Source organism: Bradyrhizobium sp. INPA03-11B, assembly GCF_040446015.1.
Lineage (GTDB): Bacteria > Pseudomonadota > Alphaproteobacteria > Rhizobiales > Xanthobacteraceae > Bradyrhizobium > Bradyrhizobium macuxiense_A.
Genome location: NZ_JASGSR010000153.1, coordinates 1 through 16975, shown reverse-complemented (window position 1 = coordinate 16975; position 16975 = coordinate 1). Strand labels below are relative to the sequence as shown.

The window sequence follows — 16975 nt, the reverse complement described above, 5'->3', positions numbered from 1 at the left end:
TCTTCCATCTGGTGCGCGATCTGCGCGCCCGCGGCGTCTCCATCATCTACATCTCGCATGCGCTGGAGGAATCGCTGCAGATCGCCGACCGCATCACCGTGCTGCGCGACGGCAAGCTGGTGATCACGGCGCCCGCCAAGCAACTGACGCGCGACGCGTTGGTGCAGCACATGGTCGGGCGCGAGGTGGCACAGGCGGTCTATGGCGGCAAGGCGAAGACCCATCAGCGCCGCGAGAAGGTGCTGACGGTCGAGAACGTCACCATGGGCATGGCGGTCAAGAACATGTCGTTCTCGGTCTATGCCGGCGAGGTGGTCGGCATCGCCGGCCTGATCGGCTCCGGCCGCACCGAGATCGCCAAGATCATCTACGGCGCGCTGAAGCGCAACCTGGTCAATGGCGGCACCATCCGCTTGCGCGGCAAGCCGATCCGCTACCGCGTGCCGCGGCAGGCGATCAACGACGGCATCGCCTACATCACCGAGGACCGCAAGGCCAACGGCTTCTTCGAGACCATGGTGGTCGACGACAACGTCTATATCGGCGGCCTCGCCACGCGTAAGGGCTGGAGCTTCCTGCTGTCGCGCGCAAAGCGCAGCAAGCTCGCCAACTACTGGGTCGACCGGCTCAAGATCAGCGCGTTGCAGCGCAAGGCGAGGATCATCGAGCTGTCCGGCGGCAACCAGCAGAAGGTGGTGCTGGCCAAGACGCTGGTGCAGGAGCCGTCGATCATCTTCTTCGACGAGCCGACCCGCGGCGTCGATGTCGGCACCATCCCGCACATCCACGGCGAAATCCGCCGCCTCGCCGACGAGGGCAAGGCGGTGGTGGTGATCTCGTCGTATTTGCCGGAGATCCTCGCCGTCTCCGACCGCATCCTGGTCGCCCGCACCGGCCGCATCGTCGCCGAGTTCGACGCGGCGGATGCGACCCAGGACAAGATCCTGTACGCCGCGGTGCATTGAGGGCCGCGACGCGGCCCGCTCTCTCTCCATCGTCATTCCCCGGTGCGCAGTTGCGCACCTGGGGGCTCGCGAAGCGAGAGCCCGGAATCCATTTCGCCGCGGTTGATGCGGCCGGATGGCTTCCGGGCTCAGCCCTTCGGGCTGCCCCGGAATGACAGCCGTCATCCACACTGTCATCGCCCGCGAAGGCGGGCGATCCAGTACGCCGCGGCCCATCGGTTCAATCGCGACTGCCTCTGGAATACTGGATCGCCCGGTCAAGCCGGGCGATGACGGAGTGGATCGGTAGTGTTCCGCAAGCGCGCTCATCCTCCCCTGGAGGGGGAGGATCGGTGCGCATGCAGCGAAGCGGAATGCGGACCGAGGTGGGGTGATCTCTCAACACGGGTACTGGGGATGCGGCGAGACCGTCACCCCACCCCGGATCGTGTCTCGCTTCGCTCAACGCGATCCGACCCTCCCCCTCCAGGGGAGGGTGGTGAACCCGCCCTTGACAATTATTTTAAGTATAAAATATTATCCCCTCATCGGCTCGCTGGACGCCGCTGTGCCGGCCGCCGAAGCCAGAGCATGATCCGGAAAAGTGGCACCCGGTTTTTCGAGACGATCATGCTCAAACCGAAAGGCGAGAACGCCATGCGCATCGTTTGCATTGGAGGCGGGCCGGCCGGGCTCTACTTTGGCATCCTGATGAAGATGCTGGATCCCACGCACGTCATCTCCGTGGTCGAACGCAACCGGCCCTACGACACCTTCGGCTTTGGCGTCGTGTTTTCTGATGCGACCATGGACAACATGCGCAAATGGGATCCGGTCACGGCTGACACGATCGAGCAGGCTTTCAACCACTGGGACGACATCGAGGTCCTGATCAAGGGCCGGCGCATGCGCACCACCGGGCACGGCTTCGTCGGCATCGGCCGCAAGCGGCTGCTCAACATCCTGCAGGCGCGGGCGGAGGAACTCGGCGTCGAGCTGATCTTCGAGCGCGAGGTGAATTCCGACCTCGAATTCCCCGATGCCGATTTGATCGTGGCGTGCGACGGTGTGAATTCGAAGGTTCGCGTCAAATATGCCGAGACCTTCCAGCCCGACATGCTGATGCGGCCGAACCGCTATATCTGGCTCGGTACCGTCAGGCCGTTCGATGCCTTCACCTTCGACTTCCGCAAGACCGAGCACGGCTGGTTCCAGGCGCACATCTACAAGTTCGAGGAGGGCGCGGCGACCTTCATCGTCGAGACCACCGAGGAGGCGTATCTTGCCCACGGCCTCGACAAGATGGAGCAGGGCGATTCCATCGCGTTCTGCGAGAACGTGTTCAGCGAGATCCTCGAGGGCCATCATCTGGTCTCCAATGCGCGGCATCTGCGCGGCTCGGCCTGGCTGTCGTTCCCGCGGCTGATCTGCGGCAAGTGGACTGCGTTCAACGGCAACAGCCATGTCGTGCTGATGGGCGATGCCGCCCACACCGCGCATTTCGCGATCGGCTCGGGCACCAAGCTGGCGCTGGAAGACGCGATCGAGCTGACCAACCAGTTCAAGATCCACGGCGCGAGCAAGGACAGCATTCCCGCCGTGCTCAGGGCTTACGAGGAGCTGCGCCGGGTCGACGTGGCGCGGATCCAGAACGCCGCACGCAACGCGATGGAATGGTTCGAGGTGGTCGGCTCGCGCTATGCCGACACGCTGGAGCCGGAGCAGTTCATGTATTCGCTGCTGACCCGTTCACAGCGCATCAGCCACGAAAACTTAAGGCTGCGCGACAAGACCTGGCTCGAGGGCTATGAGCGCTGGTTCGCGGAGCGGAATGGCGTGCCCGCCACCAACGACCGTGTCACGCCGCCGATGCTGACGCCGTTCCACATCCGCGGCCTGTCGCTGCATAACCGGATCATCGTCTCGCCGATGGCGATGTATTCGGCCGAGGAGGGGGTGCCGAACGACTTCCATTTGGTGCATTTCGGATCCCGCGCGCTCGGCGGCGCCGGCCTCTTGTTCACCGAGATGACCTGCGTCTCGCCGGAGGCGCGGATCACGCCCGGCTGCTGCGGCCTCTGGAACGACGCGCAAGGTACGGCCTACAAGCGCATCGTCGACTTCGTGCATCGCAATTCGGAAGCCAAGATCGGCATCCAGCTCGGCCATGCCGGCCGCAAGGGCTCGACCCGCGTGGCCTGGGAGGGCATGGACGAGCCGCTGCCCGATCATAACTGGCCGGTGGTGTCGGCCTCTCCGGTGCCTTATCTGCCGGACGGCCAGGTCCCGGAGCCGATGAGCCGCGCCGAGATGGACGAGGTGCGCGAGCAGTTCGTTGCCGCGGCACGGCGCGCTGCCGCGGCGGGATTTGACATTCTGGAGCTGCATTGCGCCCACGGCTATCTGCTGTCGAGCTTCCTCTCGCCGCTGACCAACCGCCGCGCCGATGAGTACGGCGGATCGATCGAGAACCGCGCGCGTTATCCACTGGAGGTGTTCCGCGCCATCCGTGCGGTGTGGCCGGAGGACAAGCCGATGTCGGTCCGCCTGTCCTGTCACGACTGGGCCGAGGGCGGCAACACGCCCGAGGATGCGCTTGCCTTCGCGAAGCTGTTCAAGCAGGCCGGCGCGGATCTGATCGACTGCTCGTCCGGCCAGGTCTGGGCCGACGACCATCCGGTCTATGGCCGGCTCTACCAGACGCCGTTCGCCGACAAGATCCGCAACGAGGTTGGCATTGCCACCATCGCGGTCGGCGCGATCTCGGAGGCCGATCACGCCAACTCGATCATCGCCGCCGGCCGCGCCGATCTCTGCGCCATCGCGCGGCCGCATCTCGCCGATCCGGCCTGGACGCTGCACGAGGCCGCGAAGATCGGCGTCAAATCTGTCGCCTGGCCGAAACAGTATCTGTCGGGCAAGTCGCAATACGAGGCCAATCTCGAACGCGCGGCCGCGGGAGGGAAGGCATGACACGCTTCTGGCCCAACGCACATGCGCTGGTCACCGGTGCCGGCTCCGGCATAGGGGCCGCGACGGCGATCGCACTCGCAGAGGCCGGCGTGCGCGTCAGCATTGCCGGCCGCCGGATCGACGCGCTGAAGGGGACGGTATCGTCGCTCGGCAAGCACTCGGGCGCCGTCGTTTCGATCGACGTGACCGATGAGGCTGCGGTGACCAAAGGCGTCGCGCAGATCGAGGCCGCAGCGGGTCCGATCGACATCCTCGTCAACAATGCCGGCAAGGCCGGCAGCGCGCCGTTCGACAAGACGAGTGCGGCGCTGTGGGCCGATATGCTGGCGAGCAATCTCTCCAGCGTATTTCTCGTCACGCAGGCCGTGCTGCCTGGGATGGCGCAGCGCGGCCGCGGCCGCGTGATCAATGTCGCCTCGACCGCGGGCCTCACCGGCTACGCCTATGTCTCGGCCTATGTCGCGGCCAAGCACGGCGTCATCGGCCTGACGCGCTCGCTGGCACTGGAATATGCCCGGCGCGGCGTCACCGTGAATGCGGTCTGCCCCGGCTACACCGATACACCGCTGGTGGCCGATGCCGCCGCCAACATCGTCGCCAAGACCGGGCGCAGCGAACAGGAAGCGCGCGCCGCGCTGGCAAAAGTCAATCCGATGCAGCGGCTGGTCACACCGGAGGAGGTCGCCGACGCCATCCTCTGGCTTGCCTCCGAGGGCGCATCGTCAATCAACGGACAAGCCGTCGCGATTGCCGGCGGCGAAGTCTTTACCGGGTGAAGGAAAAATCATGTCCGAGATGAAAGCAAAGCTCCGGCCGTTCAAGGATTATCCCGCAAAACACTTCCGCTGGCAGACTGACGCGAACGGTCGCGTCGCGACCATCACGCTGAACCGGCCGGACAAGAAGAATCCACTGACCTTCGAGTCCTACGAGGAGCTGCGCGACCTCTTCACCAACCTCAAATATGCCTCCGACGTCCGCGCCATCGTGCTGACCGGCGCCGAGGGCAATTTCTGCTCCGGCGGCGACGTGTTCGAGATCATCGAGCCGCTGACGCGGATGGCGATGCCGGACCTGCTCGCCTTCACCCGGATGACCGGCGAGGTGGTGCGCGCGATGCGCAAATGCCCGCAGATCATCGTCGCCGCGATCGACGGCATCTGCGCCGGGGCCGGCGCGATGCTGGCGCTGGCGTCCGACCTGCGGCTGGCGACGCCGCAAGCCAAGACAGCATTCCTGTTCACCCGCGTCGGCCTTGCCGGCGCCGACATGGGCGCGTGCGGATTGTTGCCGCGCGTGATCGGGCAGGGCCACGCGGCCGATCTGCTCTACACCGGTCGCGCGATGAGCGCCGACGAGGGTTTTGCGTGGGGTTTCCACAACCGCCTGGTGCCGCCGGCGGAGCTCGCGGCTGCCGCGCAAGACATGGCGCGCTCGCTGGCAGATGGGCCATGGTTCGCGCATGGCGTGACCAAAACCATGTTCAACCAGGAATGGGCGATGGGCGTCGACGAGATGATCGAGTCGGAAGCGCAGGCGCAGGCGATCTGCATGGTCACCGGCGATTTCCGCCGCGCCTTCGAGGCCTTCGCCGCCAAGCAGAAACCCGCCTTCGAGGGCAATTGAGATGATCGAGATCCTGCAACCGGAAGGGTGGGCGAAGCCGATCGGCTACGCCAACGGCATGGCCGCACGCGGCAAGCAGATATTCATCGCCGGCCAGATCGGCTGGAACGGGCAATGCGTGTTCGAGACCGACGATCTCGTCGCGCAGATCGGCCAGACCCTGCGCAACATCGTCGCGGTCGCAGCCGCCGGCGGGGCTGGGCCCGAGCACATCGTCTCGATGACCTGGTACCTGCTCGACCGCAAGGAATATTCCGCGCGGCTGAAGGAGATCGGGACCGTCTATCGCGACGTGATCGGCCGCCGCTTTCCGGCGATGACCGCGATCCAGGTTGCCGGCCTGATCGAGGACCGCGCCAAGGTGGAAATCCAGGCGTTTGCGGTGGTGCCGGATTAACGGAGGCGCAATACCGTTGGTCCCGTCATCCTGAGGTGCGAGCGGAGCGAGCCTCGACGGATGAACGGCCCGGCCGGTGGCCGTCGACCCTTCGAGACGCGCGCAAGAGCGCGCTCCTCAGGGTGACGGAATGAGAGGGGAATACGCTGAGCCAATGTTAAGCCTAAGCAAAAACAGCTTCGGCAGGCCCAACTCCCGAGCCACAAACCCGCTTGCGGCGAGACAAGCGGGCGTGCGACCCTAGGCCAAAGCGTAAACGCGTCCTGTTGTGAGTGGAGTAAGGACGATGAAGGCGATTATCGTCGGAGGCGGAATCGGAGGCCTCACCACTGCGCTGATGCTGCGCTCGCGCGGCATCAGTTGCGAGCTGTACGAGCAGTCGGAGACCATCCGCGAGCTCGGCGTCGGCATCAACACATTGCCACATGCGATCCGCGAGCTGGCGGGGCTTGGCCTGCTCGACAAGCTCGACGAGGTCGCGATCCGCACCTATGAGCTGTTCTATCTGACGCGGCATGGCCAGCAAGTCTGGCACGAGAAGCGTGGGCTCGATGCCGGCCACGACGTGCCGCAATTCTCGATCCATCGCGGCCGCCTGCAGAGCGTGATCCATCAGGCGGTGATCGAACGTCTCGGCGCCGATGCGATCCGCACCGGCTGCCGGCTGGGCTCCTTCACGCAGGACGAGGGCGGCGTCTCGGCTTATTTCTTCGATCGCAGTGGCGCCCATGTACATACCGCGCGCGGCGACATCCTGATCGGCGCCGATGGCATCCACTCCAAGGTGCGCGAGACGCTGTTCCCGGGCGAGGGCGGTCCGTGCTGGAACGGACTGATGCTGTGGCGTGGTGCGACCGATTGGCCGGCGTTCCTGACCGGTCGCTCGATGATCATCGCGGGCGGGCTGAACGCCAAGGCCGTGATCTATCCGATCGCGCCGGGTTCGAGCCCGGCAAGCCGGCTCACCAATTGGGCGGTGCTGGTGCGGATCGGGGATGGCACTTCGCCGCCGCCGCGCCGCGAGGGCTGGTCCAATCTCGGCCGACGTGACGAGATGATGCCCTATGTCACGAGCTTCACGATCCCGCAGGTCGACTTCACCGGATTGATCAACGCGACGCCGGAGTTCTGGGAGTATCCGTGCTGCGATCGCGATCCCTTGCCCTATTGGTCGAGCGGCCGCGTCACGCTGCTCGGTGACGCCGCGCATCCGATGTATCCCGTCGGCTCGAACGGCGCGTCACAGGCCATCCTCGATGCGCGCTGCCTCGCCGACATGCTGGCGCGATCGGAGCATCCGCGCCAGGCGCTGGCGGCCTATGAGCGGCAGCGGCTGCCGATGACCGCCGACATCGTCGCCTCCAACCGCCGCGGCGGGCCGGAAGGCGTGATCGACGCCGTCGAGCAGCTCGCGCCGCAGGGCTTTACCGACGTCGACACCATCCTCAATTACGAAGCGCGCGAGGCGATCGTCCGCGGCTATGCCGCCAAGGCCGGCTTTGCCGCGCGCGTGGTGGCGCGGCAGTAGCAGATAGGCCACAGGCCATCTCCGTCGTCATTGCGAGCGAAGCGAAGCAATCCATGGTTCCGCATATGCGGTGACATGGATTGCTTCGTCGCTTCGCTCCTCGCAATGACGGACTGAGCTACGCCGGAGGCGGCGGCAGGAAGTGGATGTTGTGCTCGGCCGCGAGCCGCACCACGTCCTCCGGGTTTTGCTCCTTCATGTTGTGGATCGCCCAGAACAGGTCGTAGAGCCGGCGTGTCGGTGACACCCAGAACAACGTCTTGGCCGTCTGCTGCGACTTGTTGAAGATGCCGTGCGGCTTCCCCATCGGCAGGCGCACCAGATCGCCGGGCGTTGCGGATTCATCGGCACCGTCGAGCATGAAGTCGAGCTTGCCCTCGAGGATATAGAGATACTCGTCCTGGTCGGGATGGATGTGCGGGGGCACGAAGGTGCCGGGCGGGAAGGTGGCGTGCCAGGAGAACGAGTGTTCGCTGCGGCTCTTCGGCACGTAGGTCTGGCCGAGGATGCCCCAGGAAATGCCCTGGATGCCCTCATTGGCGCGGGTGATACCGGCGATCTCGTCTTTCATCGTCATGTTTCCTCCTATGTCTCCATTTGACGCGTTGTCTTCACGCGAGCGAAAGCGCTGAGCGATCTACTTGGCGGCGCAGTCCTTGGCGTAGCGGTCGCCGTAGTTCGAGAACACCTTCTCGACGATCTCGGTCTGGAATTTACCGTCCGGCCGCTTCGCGACCTTGGTGAGGTAGAAATCCTGGATCGGATAGCCGTTGTTGTTGAACTTGAAGTTACCGCGCAGCGAGGTGAAGTCGGCCTTCTTCAGCGCCGCCGCCACCGCGTCCTTGTTGGAGAGATCGCCCTTCACCGCCTTCACCGCGCTGTCGATCAACAGCGCCGCGTCATAGGCCTGCATGGCGTAGGTGCCGGGCACGCCGTTATAGGCCGCCTCATAGGCCGCGACGAATTTCTTGCTCTGGGGGTTGTCGAGGTTCGGCGCCCAGTTGGCACCGCCGAACATGCCGACGGCGGCGTCCTGCTGCGCGGGCAATGTGGATTCGTCGACGGTGAAGGCGGAGAGCACCGGCACGGTGGCGCCGGCCTGCTTGTACTGCTTCACGAGGTTCACGCCCATGCCGCCCGGCATGAAGGTGAACAGTGCGTCCGGCTTCTGCGCGGCGATCTTGGAGAGCTCGGGCTGGAAATCCAGCGTGTTCAGCGGCGTGTAGGATTCCTCTGTTATCTCGCCCTTGTAGTCGAGCTTGAAGCCGGCGACGGAATCGCGGCCGGCTTGATAGTTCGGCACCAGGAGATAGACGCGCTTGTAGCCACGGTCCTGCGCCACCTTGCCGAGGATCTCGTGCACCTGGTCGTTCTGGTACGACGTCACGTAGAAGAACGGGTTGCATTCCTTGCCGGCGTAGCTGGAGGGGCCGGCATTCGGGCTGATCAGGAAGGTCTTGCTGTCGGTGACCGGGCGGTGGATCGCCAGCAGGATGTTGGAGAAGATCGGGCCGACCACGAAATCGACCTTGTCGCGCTCGAGCAGGCCGCGCACCTTGACCACGGCGCCGTCGGGCTTCAGCTCGTCGTCGGCGTTGACGATCTCGACATCGCGGCCGGCCATCTTGCCGCCGAGATCCTTGATCGCGAGCGCAAAGCCGTCGCGGACCTGCTGGCCCAGCGCCGCGGCAGGTCCCGAGGTCGTCACCAGCACGCCGATCTTGATCTTGTCCTGCGCAACCGCCGGGGTCGCCGCGATGCCCAGCAGCGCCGCCAATCCCATGAGTTTTGTCAGTTGCTTCATGTCACTCCCCCAAAGCATTGTCTTGATGCCTTTCCAGCTTGGCCGCAGCTTAGTCTGACGCGCGCGACCGCTGCAAGCGATGTGGCATTGCGTCAGGCTGCCGGTTGCCCAATTCGCAAGCGCTGTCCCGCGCATGCAAGCGCCGCGCCAATTGCTTGAAGTTTAAAGAAATTGCAGGATCGCGTCGGCATTCCCGGCAAGATTCGCAATTGTCCTTGCGGGGCGCCACGAATTGCTTGAAGCTGAAAGCAATCGGTCCGACCGAAACCCGCCGCGGAGGCACGATCGCCGCATGATCCTCGATTCCGAAACCAAAGCCGTCGAACTGCCAGACGATCACGGCACCGAGCTCCGGCTGTGGCTGCGGCTGTTGACCTGCACCACGCTGATCGAAGGCGAGGTTCGCAGCCGGCTGCGCGAGAAATTCGACGTCACGCTGCCGCGCTTCGACCTGATGGCCCAGCTCGACAAGGTGTCCGACGGCATGACCCTGTCGGACCTGTCGAAGCGGATGATGGTGTCGAACGGCAATGTCACCGGGCTGGTCGAGCGCCTGGTTGAATCGGGCCATCTCGATCGCCGTACCTCGGAAACCGACCGCCGCGTGCAATTCATCCGGCTGACCAAGACCGGCCGCGCCGAGTTCCGCAAGATGGCGGCCGAGCACGAGAAATGGATCGCCGATGTCTTCGGCGACCTGTCGCCGAAGGATATCCGCGAGCTGATGCGGTTGCTTGCCAAGGCCAAGGGCTCGGCCCAGCGCTCCGCCAAGGCGAGGACCGCTTAAGCCGTGAGCGGGATCGATTACGAGGTCGAATACAACAACCGGGCGCGGGTGCCGGAAAACCCGGCGCTGATGGCCGGCTGGGCGCGGGACTCCGCGGCCTATCGCGAGCAGCACCCGCCGCGCCGCCTCAGCTATGGCCCTGGCAGCCGCAACGTCATCGACCTGTTCGAGGGTAACAGCGACGGGCCGCTCGTGGTCTTCATCCATGGGGGCTACTGGCAGGCGCTCGACGGCTCATCATCGAGCCACTGCGCGCGCGGCCTCAACGGCCACGGCATCAGCGTCGCGGTGCCGAGCTACGATCTCTGCCCCACCGTCTCGGTCGCTGACATCATCGGCGAGATGCGCGCGGCGTGCCGTGAGCTCGCCGAGCTGGGCCGGCCGCTGGTCGCGTCGGGACACTCGGCCGGCGGACATCTTGCCGCATGCATGCTGGCGACCGATTGGCCGGCCTACGATGCGTCGCTGCCGAAGGACATGGTCAGGGCTGCTTACGCGATATCAGGCCTGTTCGAGCTCGAGCCACTGGTCGGCACCACCATCAACAAGGCGCTCGGCCTTGACCGCGACGCAGCAAGGGCGGCGAGCCCGCTGCTCTGGAAAGCACCCGCCGGCGCGACGCTCGATGCCGTCGTCGGCGGCGCGGAGAGCGCGGAATATCACCGGCAGAGCCGGACCATCGCCGATGTCTGGGGCAAAGCGGGCGTGGCGACCCGCTTCGGCACTGTGCCCGACGCCAATCATTTCACCGCGATCGCACCGCTCGCCGACCCGGGCTCGGCGATGGTCGCGCGGCTGAAGCAGCTCACACAGATCTGAGTTCGGAGGGGTGCCGGCGCTTTCCACGCGACATCTACCCTTGCGCCAAATTATTTTAAGTATAAAATGATTGGCGATTGGAACGCTGCCGGGCGTCCTCGATATCAGTCGTCTCGACGTTGGTCTTTGGCCTTTCTGGATGGAAAGCGAGGGCAATCGAATGTCAGGTGAATTTCCCGGGCTCGGCCCATCCGGGCATGTCGACGATTTCGCGCGGCGCAACCTGCCGCCGTCGGAGCAATGGCCGCAGCTGCTGCTCGAACGGCCCGAATTCAAATATCCCGATTATCTCAATGCCGCGGTCGAACTGACCGATCGCATCGTCGAGCAGGGGATGGGCGATCGCATCGCGCTGATCGGCAACGGCCGCCAGCGCACCTACAAGGAATTGACCGACTGGTCGAACCGCCTGGCGCATGCGCTGGTGGAGAATTACGGCGTCAAGCCCGGCAATCGCGTCCTGATCCGCTCGGGCAACAACCCGGCGCTGGTCGCGGCCTGGCTCGCGGCAACCAAGGCCGGCGCCGTCGTCGTCAACACCATGCCGATGCTGCGCGCGGGTGAGCTGGCCAAGATCGTCGACAAGGCCGAGATCGCGCTGGCGCTGACCGACAGCCGCATCGCCGACGAGCTGGTGGCCTGCGCCAAGACCAGCAAATTCCTCAAGCAGGTGGTCAATTTCGACGGCACCTCGAATCACGACGCCGAGCTCGACCGGATCGCATTGAACAAGCCGGTCAAGTTCGATGCGGTGAAGACCGGCCGCGACGACGTCGCGCTGCTCGGCTTCACGTCGGGCACGACGGGCGAACCCAAGGCGACGATGCATTTCCACCGCGATCTCCTGATCGTCGCGGATGGCTATGCGAAGGAAGTGCTCAAGGTGACGCCGGACGATGTGTTCGTCGGCTCACCGCCGCTGGCATTCACGTTCGGCCTCGGCGGGCTCGCGATCTTCCCGCTGCGCTTCGGCGCCACCGCGACATTGCTGGAGAACGCGGCGCCGAGCGAGATGATCCGGATCATCGAGACCTACAAGGCGACGATCTGCTTCACCGCGCCGACCGCCTATCGGGCGATGATGGCCGCGATGGACAAGGGCGCCGATCTGTCGTCGCTGCGGCTCGCGGTCTCGGCCGGCGAGACGCTGCCGGCGCCGGTGTTCGAGAGCTGGACCAGGAAGACCGGCAAGCCGATCCTCGACGGCATCGGCAGCACCGAGCTGCTGCACATCTTCATCACCAACCGCTCCGGCAGCGCCGTTGGCGGCACCACGGGCACGCCTGTCTCGGGCTACGAGGCGAAGATCGTCGACGAAGACATGAACGAACTGCCGCCGGGGCAGGTCGGCAAGCTCGCGGTTCGCGGCCCGACCGGCTGCCGTTATCTGGCAGACTCCAGGCAGACCAAATATGTCCGCGATGGCTGGAACATCACCGGCGATGCCTTCGTCAGCGACGAGAACGGCCGGCTGTCCTTCGTGGCGCGCGCCGACGACATGATCATCTCGGCGGGCTACAACATCGCCGGTCCCGAGGTCGAGGCGGCGCTGCTCGGGCATCCCGATGTCGCGGAATGTGCGGTGATCGGCGCGCCCGACGAGGAGCGTGGACAGATCGTCTCGGCCTTCATCGTGCTGAAGCAGGGCGCGCGCAGCGACGATGTCGAGGTCAAGCTGCTGCAGGATCACGTCAAGGCGACGATCGCGCCCTACAAATATCCCCGCGCGATCGCCTTCGTCGAGGCGCTGCCGAAGACCCAGACCGGCAAGATCCAGCGCTTCAAGCTGCGCGAGGCTAGCTGAGAATTGAGCGGCGGCTTTTGGCCGTCGCCCAAGGGATCAATTTGCGATCAATAACCGATCAACGAGAGATCAATGCGCCGCGCCGCCGCCGGCGGTGTTCTTCGGCTTGCCGGTCAGCAGGATCGCGATCGCGGCCAAGACCAGCACGATGCCGATCACGGCAAAGGTGTCGCTGAAGCCGAGCACCAGCGCCTGGCGCTTCACGATGTTGCCGAGCGCCACGATCGCCTGGTTGTGCGCGGTGGCCGGATCGGAGATGCCGTGGCTCAGGAAGTAATTGGTGACCTCGGCAATCCGGGTGCGCACTTCCTCGCGGCCGAGATCGACGGACTGGCCGATGATGTTGGAGTGGAACTGCTCGCGCTTGGTGACGATGGTCGACAGCAGCGCCGTGCCGATCGCGCCGCCGAGGTTGCGCATCATGTTGGAGATGCCGGAGGCCGCCGGGGCATCCTGCGGTGCGACGCTGCCAAGGCTGACGGCCGACAACGGCGCCAGCATGATCGCCTGACCGATCGCACGGACGATGTTCGGGACGAAGAACTGGTCGCCGGAATAGTCGAGCGACATCTGGATGTTCATGAAGGACGACACCGCGAACAGGATCATGCCGGTGAAGGCGATGTAGCGGGCATCGAAGCGCTGCATCAGCTTCGGCACCAGCGGGATCAGGATCAGCTGCGGCAGGCCGGTCCAGGCCAGCACCTGGCCGATCTGCTCGGCATTGTAGCGCTGCACCTGGCCGAGATAGGCCGGCAGCAGATAGACCGAGCCGAACAGCGCGAAGCCGACGAACACCGCCGAAATCGTGCCGAAGCCGAAGCTCCGCTGGGTCAACAGGCGCAGCCGGATCAGCGGCTTCTCGACGACGAGCTCGATCCAGACGAACAGAGTGAGGCTGACGGCTGCGACCACAGCGAGCTTGACGATGAAGGGCGAGCCGAACCAGTCGTCCTTGTTGCCTTCCTCGAGCACGGCCTGCAGGGATGAGAGGCCGATCGCCATCGTCGCGATGCCGAGCCAATCGCCCTCGCGCAGCAGATGCAGCTGCATCGGCTGACGTTCCAGCGTGAAATAGAGCGTGATGACCATGACGGCGGTCGGGACCACGTTGACGAAGAAGATGGTCTGCCAGCCGTAATTCTCGGTGAGGTAACCGCCGATGGTCGGTCCGATCGCCGGGGCAAACGTCACGGCGAGCGCGAACATCGCAAGGCCGATCGGCTGTTGCGCCTTCGGCAGCTTGGTGAAAACAAGCGTGAAGGCCATCGGGATCAGCACGCCGCCGAAGAAGCCCTGCAAGCCGCGCATCGCGATCATCGACGGCAGGTCGTGGGTGAAGGCACAGGCGACCGAGAAGAGCGCGAACAACGTGGCGAAGGTAATGATGATTTTGCGGAACGAGAACACCCGGCTGAGATAGTCGGTCAGCGGGATCACCACGATCTCGCCGATCAGATAGGATGTCGAGATCCAGGAGCCGTTGTCGACACCAGTTCCGATGCCGCCTTCGATGTTGAGCAGCGAGGCGTTGGTGATCTGGATGTTGAGGATCGCCATGAAGGCGCCGATCATCGCGGCGACGATGGAAATCCAGACGGCCATGCTGGCGCGGTTGGGATCGACCGCTGCGGCTGCTGCGCGGGGCGCAGCGGCCGGGGAGGAGAGCGCGAGGTCGGACATGACATCACCTATTTGAAGGAGGCGATAGCGAGCTTGGGAGAGGCGCTGGAGCGCGGGGCTTCAGCGGTTTGCGTTGTGGTCGCGATGGTCGGGATCACGGACATGCCGGGCCGCAGTTCGACCGGCGTCGCATCGAGTGCGATCTTCACGGGGATGCGCTGCACCACCTTGGTGAAGTTGCCGGTGGCATTGTCCGGAGGCAGCAGCGCGAATTCCTGGCCGCTGGCGGGTGCAAGGCTGTCGACATGGCCGCGCACCACATGGCCCGGGAACATGTCGACGGCGATCTCGACCGGCTGGCCCTTGCGGACATTGGTGAGCTGCGTCTCCTTGTAGTTCGCGATCACATAGGCGCCGGTGGCGGGCACCAGCGACATCAGTTGCGTGCCGGCCTGGACGAACTGGCCGGTGCGGAGGGTGCGGTTGCCGACCACGCCATCGATCGGCGCAATAATGGTGGTGTAGCCGAGGTTCAATTCGGCCTGGTGCTGGAGCGCGGTCGCCCGTGCCTGCGACGCGACGGCTTGGGCGATGTCGGCCTTGAGCAGCTCCACCTGACGCAGCGCGGAGGCGAGGTTCGCGTTATCGCGGGCGACGGCGGCCTGCGCGCTGGCGTAGCGCGATTGCGCCTGCTGCGCGTTCTGCACGCTGCCGAAACCGGTGCCGGCGAGATCGGTGTAGCGCTTGTTCTCCTGCTCGGCAAAGGTCTGGTTCGCGGTGTCAACGGCGAGCGTTGCGCGGGCCGCTTCGATCACCGACTGCTGCACGTCGAGTTGCGCGCGCTTGCTCGTGATCGCGGCTTCAGCGGCGGCGACGTCGGCCTTGGCCTGATCGAGTGCGACCTTGAAATCGCGATCGTCGATCCGCGCCAGCATCTGGCCGGCGCGCACATGCTCATTGTCGCCCACCAGCACCGCGCTGAGATAGCCGGAGACCTTTGGCGCAATGGTCGTGTTGTCGGCCTTCACATAGGCATCGTCGGTCGAGACCTGAAAGCGGCCGACCGTCCAGTAATCCCAGCCGTACCAGGTGCCGCCCGCGAGGACGGCGAGGGCTGCGCCGGCGAGGAGGAGGCGGCGAAGTTTGCCCTTGGCGGCGATGGGCTTGGCCGTTTCCGAGGTTGCGATCAATTGCTTGGCGGTTTCGGCCGGAACCTGGCTCTCGGCCTTGAAAGAGGTTTCATGCTGGCTCATGGCAGTCTCTCCTGGAAGCTCTATATCCCTCTGGGAAACCTTGCGAATTCTGGTTTTGGTTACCCGGGATAATTAGGAAACTTGATGTTTTCCAAAATAGAGCCCATATTGGGACTGTCAATAGAATGACAGACATCATCTAAAAGCATGGCTTGCCGATGAACCGGAATGACAAAGATCAGACTGAGCAAAGCCCGGCTGTGCCGGAGCGGCGCGGCCGCGGGCGGCCGCAGCTTCGCTCCGACGACGAAACGCGCGCGCTGATCTATGACGCCGCGCGGCGCGAGTTCTCGGAGCGCGGCTTTGCGGCGGCGAACATCGCCGATGTGGCCTGCCGCGCCGGCGTCTCCACCAAGACGCTGTACCGGCTGGTCCCGACCAAGTTGGCGCTGTTCGAGGAAACGGTGACGGACCGGATGGACCGGTTCGTGTCGATCGTGAATTTCGGCGCCTGCGACGGCCGCAACGTCGCGGCGGCGCTGGAGGGCGTGCTGCTGACCTGCGCCGAGCTCGTGCTCGATGCCGAGGTCATCGCTCTGCAACGCATCATCCTGGCCGATAGCGACAAATTTCCCGACATCGCCGAGACGTTCTACGAAAAGGCGATGCAGCGAACCATTGCCGCACTCGCGAGCTGGCTGAATGTGCAGCAGCGGCGCGGACGGATCGTGCTCGATGATACTGAGGCCGCTGCCGGCATGCTGCTCGGTATGCTCGTCTTCAAGCCGCAGCGCGATGTCATGTACGGGCACAAGCCGGCGCTCGTGCACAGCGAGATGGAAGCACGCGCCAAGGCCTGCGCAGCGCTCTTCCTGTCCGGCTGCGCCGTGCCGGCCGACCAGGCCAAGAAACAGAGCGGAGACGCGTAAAGCCCGAGCCGCGCTACTTTGCCGCCACCGCCGCCGGCTGGGTCAGCACCTGGCGGATCATCCGCGCGAGATCGGCCTTGCGATAGGGCTTCGGCAACAGCGTCACGTCGGGGTCGAGACGGCCGTGGTGGATGATCGCGTCCTCGGTATAGCCCGAGGTGAACAGCACGCGCACCGAGGGCAGCCTGGCGGTCACGGCATCGGCCACCTGCCGGCCGTTCATGCCGCCGGACATGATGACGTCGGTGAACAGCACATCGCAGACGAACCCGTTGTCGACGGCAGCCAGTGCTTCCGGGCCGTTGGCGGTGACCATCGTGCGGTAGCCAAGCTGCTCGAGCTGGGCGCTAACGTAGTTGCGCACCAGCGGATCGTCCTCGACGACCAGGATGGATTCATGGCCGCCGCGGGTGTCGACCGGGGCAGGCGGTTCGACATCGACCATGTCGCCCATGCTGCGCGGCAGATAGAGCTTGATCGACGTGCCGTGGCCTTCTTCGGAATAGATCTTGAGGTGGCCGTCGGACTGCTTGATGAAGCCGTAGACC

15 protein-coding genes are annotated in these 16975 nt (G+C 64.9%); 10 read left to right on the top strand and 5 right to left on the bottom strand.

The genetic code is table 11. From position 1 onward, the window contains the following. From QMZ05_RS36435 to QMZ05_RS36410, 6 genes are all read left to right on the top strand, one after another. On the top strand, positions 1-965 hold a 965-nt coding region (locus tag QMZ05_RS36435), incomplete at its 5' end, for a sugar ABC transporter ATP-binding protein (protein ID WP_353705139.1). A 636-nt stretch (positions 966-1601) separates the two neighbouring features. Then, positions 1602-3917, top strand: a complete 2316-nt coding sequence (locus QMZ05_RS36430) for a bifunctional salicylyl-CoA 5-hydroxylase/oxidoreductase (protein ID WP_353705142.1) — start codon at positions 1602-1604, stop codon at positions 3915-3917. Further along, complete coding sequence (locus QMZ05_RS36425; RefSeq protein WP_353705138.1) at positions 3914-4693, top strand: SDR family NAD(P)-dependent oxidoreductase; 780 nt, start codon at positions 3914-3916, stop codon at positions 4691-4693. The genes QMZ05_RS36430 and QMZ05_RS36425 overlap by 4 nt, the downstream gene beginning before the upstream one ends. A gap of 10 nt (positions 4694-4703) precedes the next feature. Further along, positions 4704-5543 carry an enoyl-CoA hydratase family protein gene (locus tag QMZ05_RS36420; protein WP_353705137.1) on the top strand — a complete coding sequence of 280 codons (840 nt, stop codon included), beginning with the start codon at positions 4704-4706 and terminating at the stop codon, positions 5541-5543. Between the two features lies 1 nt (position 5544). Then, on the top strand, positions 5545-5940 hold the full coding sequence (locus QMZ05_RS36415) for a RidA family protein (RefSeq protein WP_163152586.1): 396 nt from the start codon (positions 5545-5547) through the stop codon (positions 5938-5940). 286 nt (positions 5941-6226) lie between these two features. Next, the gene (locus QMZ05_RS36410) at positions 6227-7468 is read left to right on the top strand and encodes a flavin-dependent oxidoreductase (protein WP_353705136.1); all 1242 of its coding nucleotides are present in this window, start codon (positions 6227-6229) and stop codon (positions 7466-7468) included. 118 nt (positions 7469-7586) lie between these two features. Here QMZ05_RS36410 and QMZ05_RS36405 read toward each other — a convergent pair whose 3' ends face one another. Next, entirely contained in the window at positions 7587-8039 is a 453-nt protein-coding gene (locus tag QMZ05_RS36405; RefSeq protein WP_353705141.1) for a cupin domain-containing protein, read from the bottom strand. A 66-nt stretch (positions 8040-8105) separates the two neighbouring features. Further along, positions 8106-9272 carry an ABC transporter substrate-binding protein gene (locus QMZ05_RS36400; RefSeq protein ID WP_353705135.1) on the bottom strand — a complete coding sequence of 389 codons (1167 nt, stop codon included), beginning with the start codon at positions 9270-9272 and terminating at the stop codon, positions 8106-8108. A gap of 292 nt (positions 9273-9564) precedes the next feature. On the opposite strand from QMZ05_RS36400, the gene QMZ05_RS36395 reads away from it, so the two are divergent. The 3 genes from QMZ05_RS36395 (at position 9565) to QMZ05_RS36385 (ending at position 12682) form a co-directional block, all read left to right on the top strand. Further along, complete coding sequence (locus QMZ05_RS36395; protein ID WP_050627813.1) at positions 9565-10059, top strand: MarR family transcriptional regulator; 495 nt, start codon at positions 9565-9567, stop codon at positions 10057-10059. Between the two features lie 3 nt (positions 10060-10062). Beyond that, positions 10063-10878, top strand: coding sequence for an alpha/beta hydrolase (locus tag QMZ05_RS36390; protein ID WP_353705134.1), 816 nt, complete (start codon positions 10063-10065; stop codon positions 10876-10878). 160 nt (positions 10879-11038) lie between these two features. After that, positions 11039-12682, top strand: coding sequence for an AMP-binding protein (locus tag QMZ05_RS36385; protein WP_353705133.1), 1644 nt, complete (start codon positions 11039-11041; stop codon positions 12680-12682). Between the two features lie 69 nt (positions 12683-12751). Here QMZ05_RS36385 and QMZ05_RS36380 read toward each other — a convergent pair whose 3' ends face one another. Then, complete coding sequence (locus tag QMZ05_RS36380; protein WP_353705140.1) at positions 12752-14287, bottom strand: MDR family MFS transporter; 1536 nt, start codon at positions 14285-14287, stop codon at positions 12752-12754. Positions 14288-14373: 86 nt separating this feature from the next. Further along, on the bottom strand, positions 14374-15558 hold the full coding sequence (locus QMZ05_RS36375) for an HlyD family secretion protein (protein WP_353705132.1): 1185 nt from the start codon (positions 15556-15558) through the stop codon (positions 14374-14376). Positions 15559-15716: 158 nt separating this feature from the next. Here QMZ05_RS36375 and QMZ05_RS36370 point away from each other — a divergent pair, with 158 nt between their 5' ends. Next, complete coding sequence (locus tag QMZ05_RS36370; RefSeq protein WP_353705131.1) at positions 15717-16427, top strand: TetR/AcrR family transcriptional regulator; 711 nt, start codon at positions 15717-15719, stop codon at positions 16425-16427. Between the two features lie 13 nt (positions 16428-16440). Here QMZ05_RS36370 and QMZ05_RS36365 read toward each other — a convergent pair. Next, positions 16441-16975, bottom strand: a 535-nt coding sequence (locus tag QMZ05_RS36365) for a response regulator (protein WP_353705130.1), incomplete at its 5' end; no start/stop codon positions are given.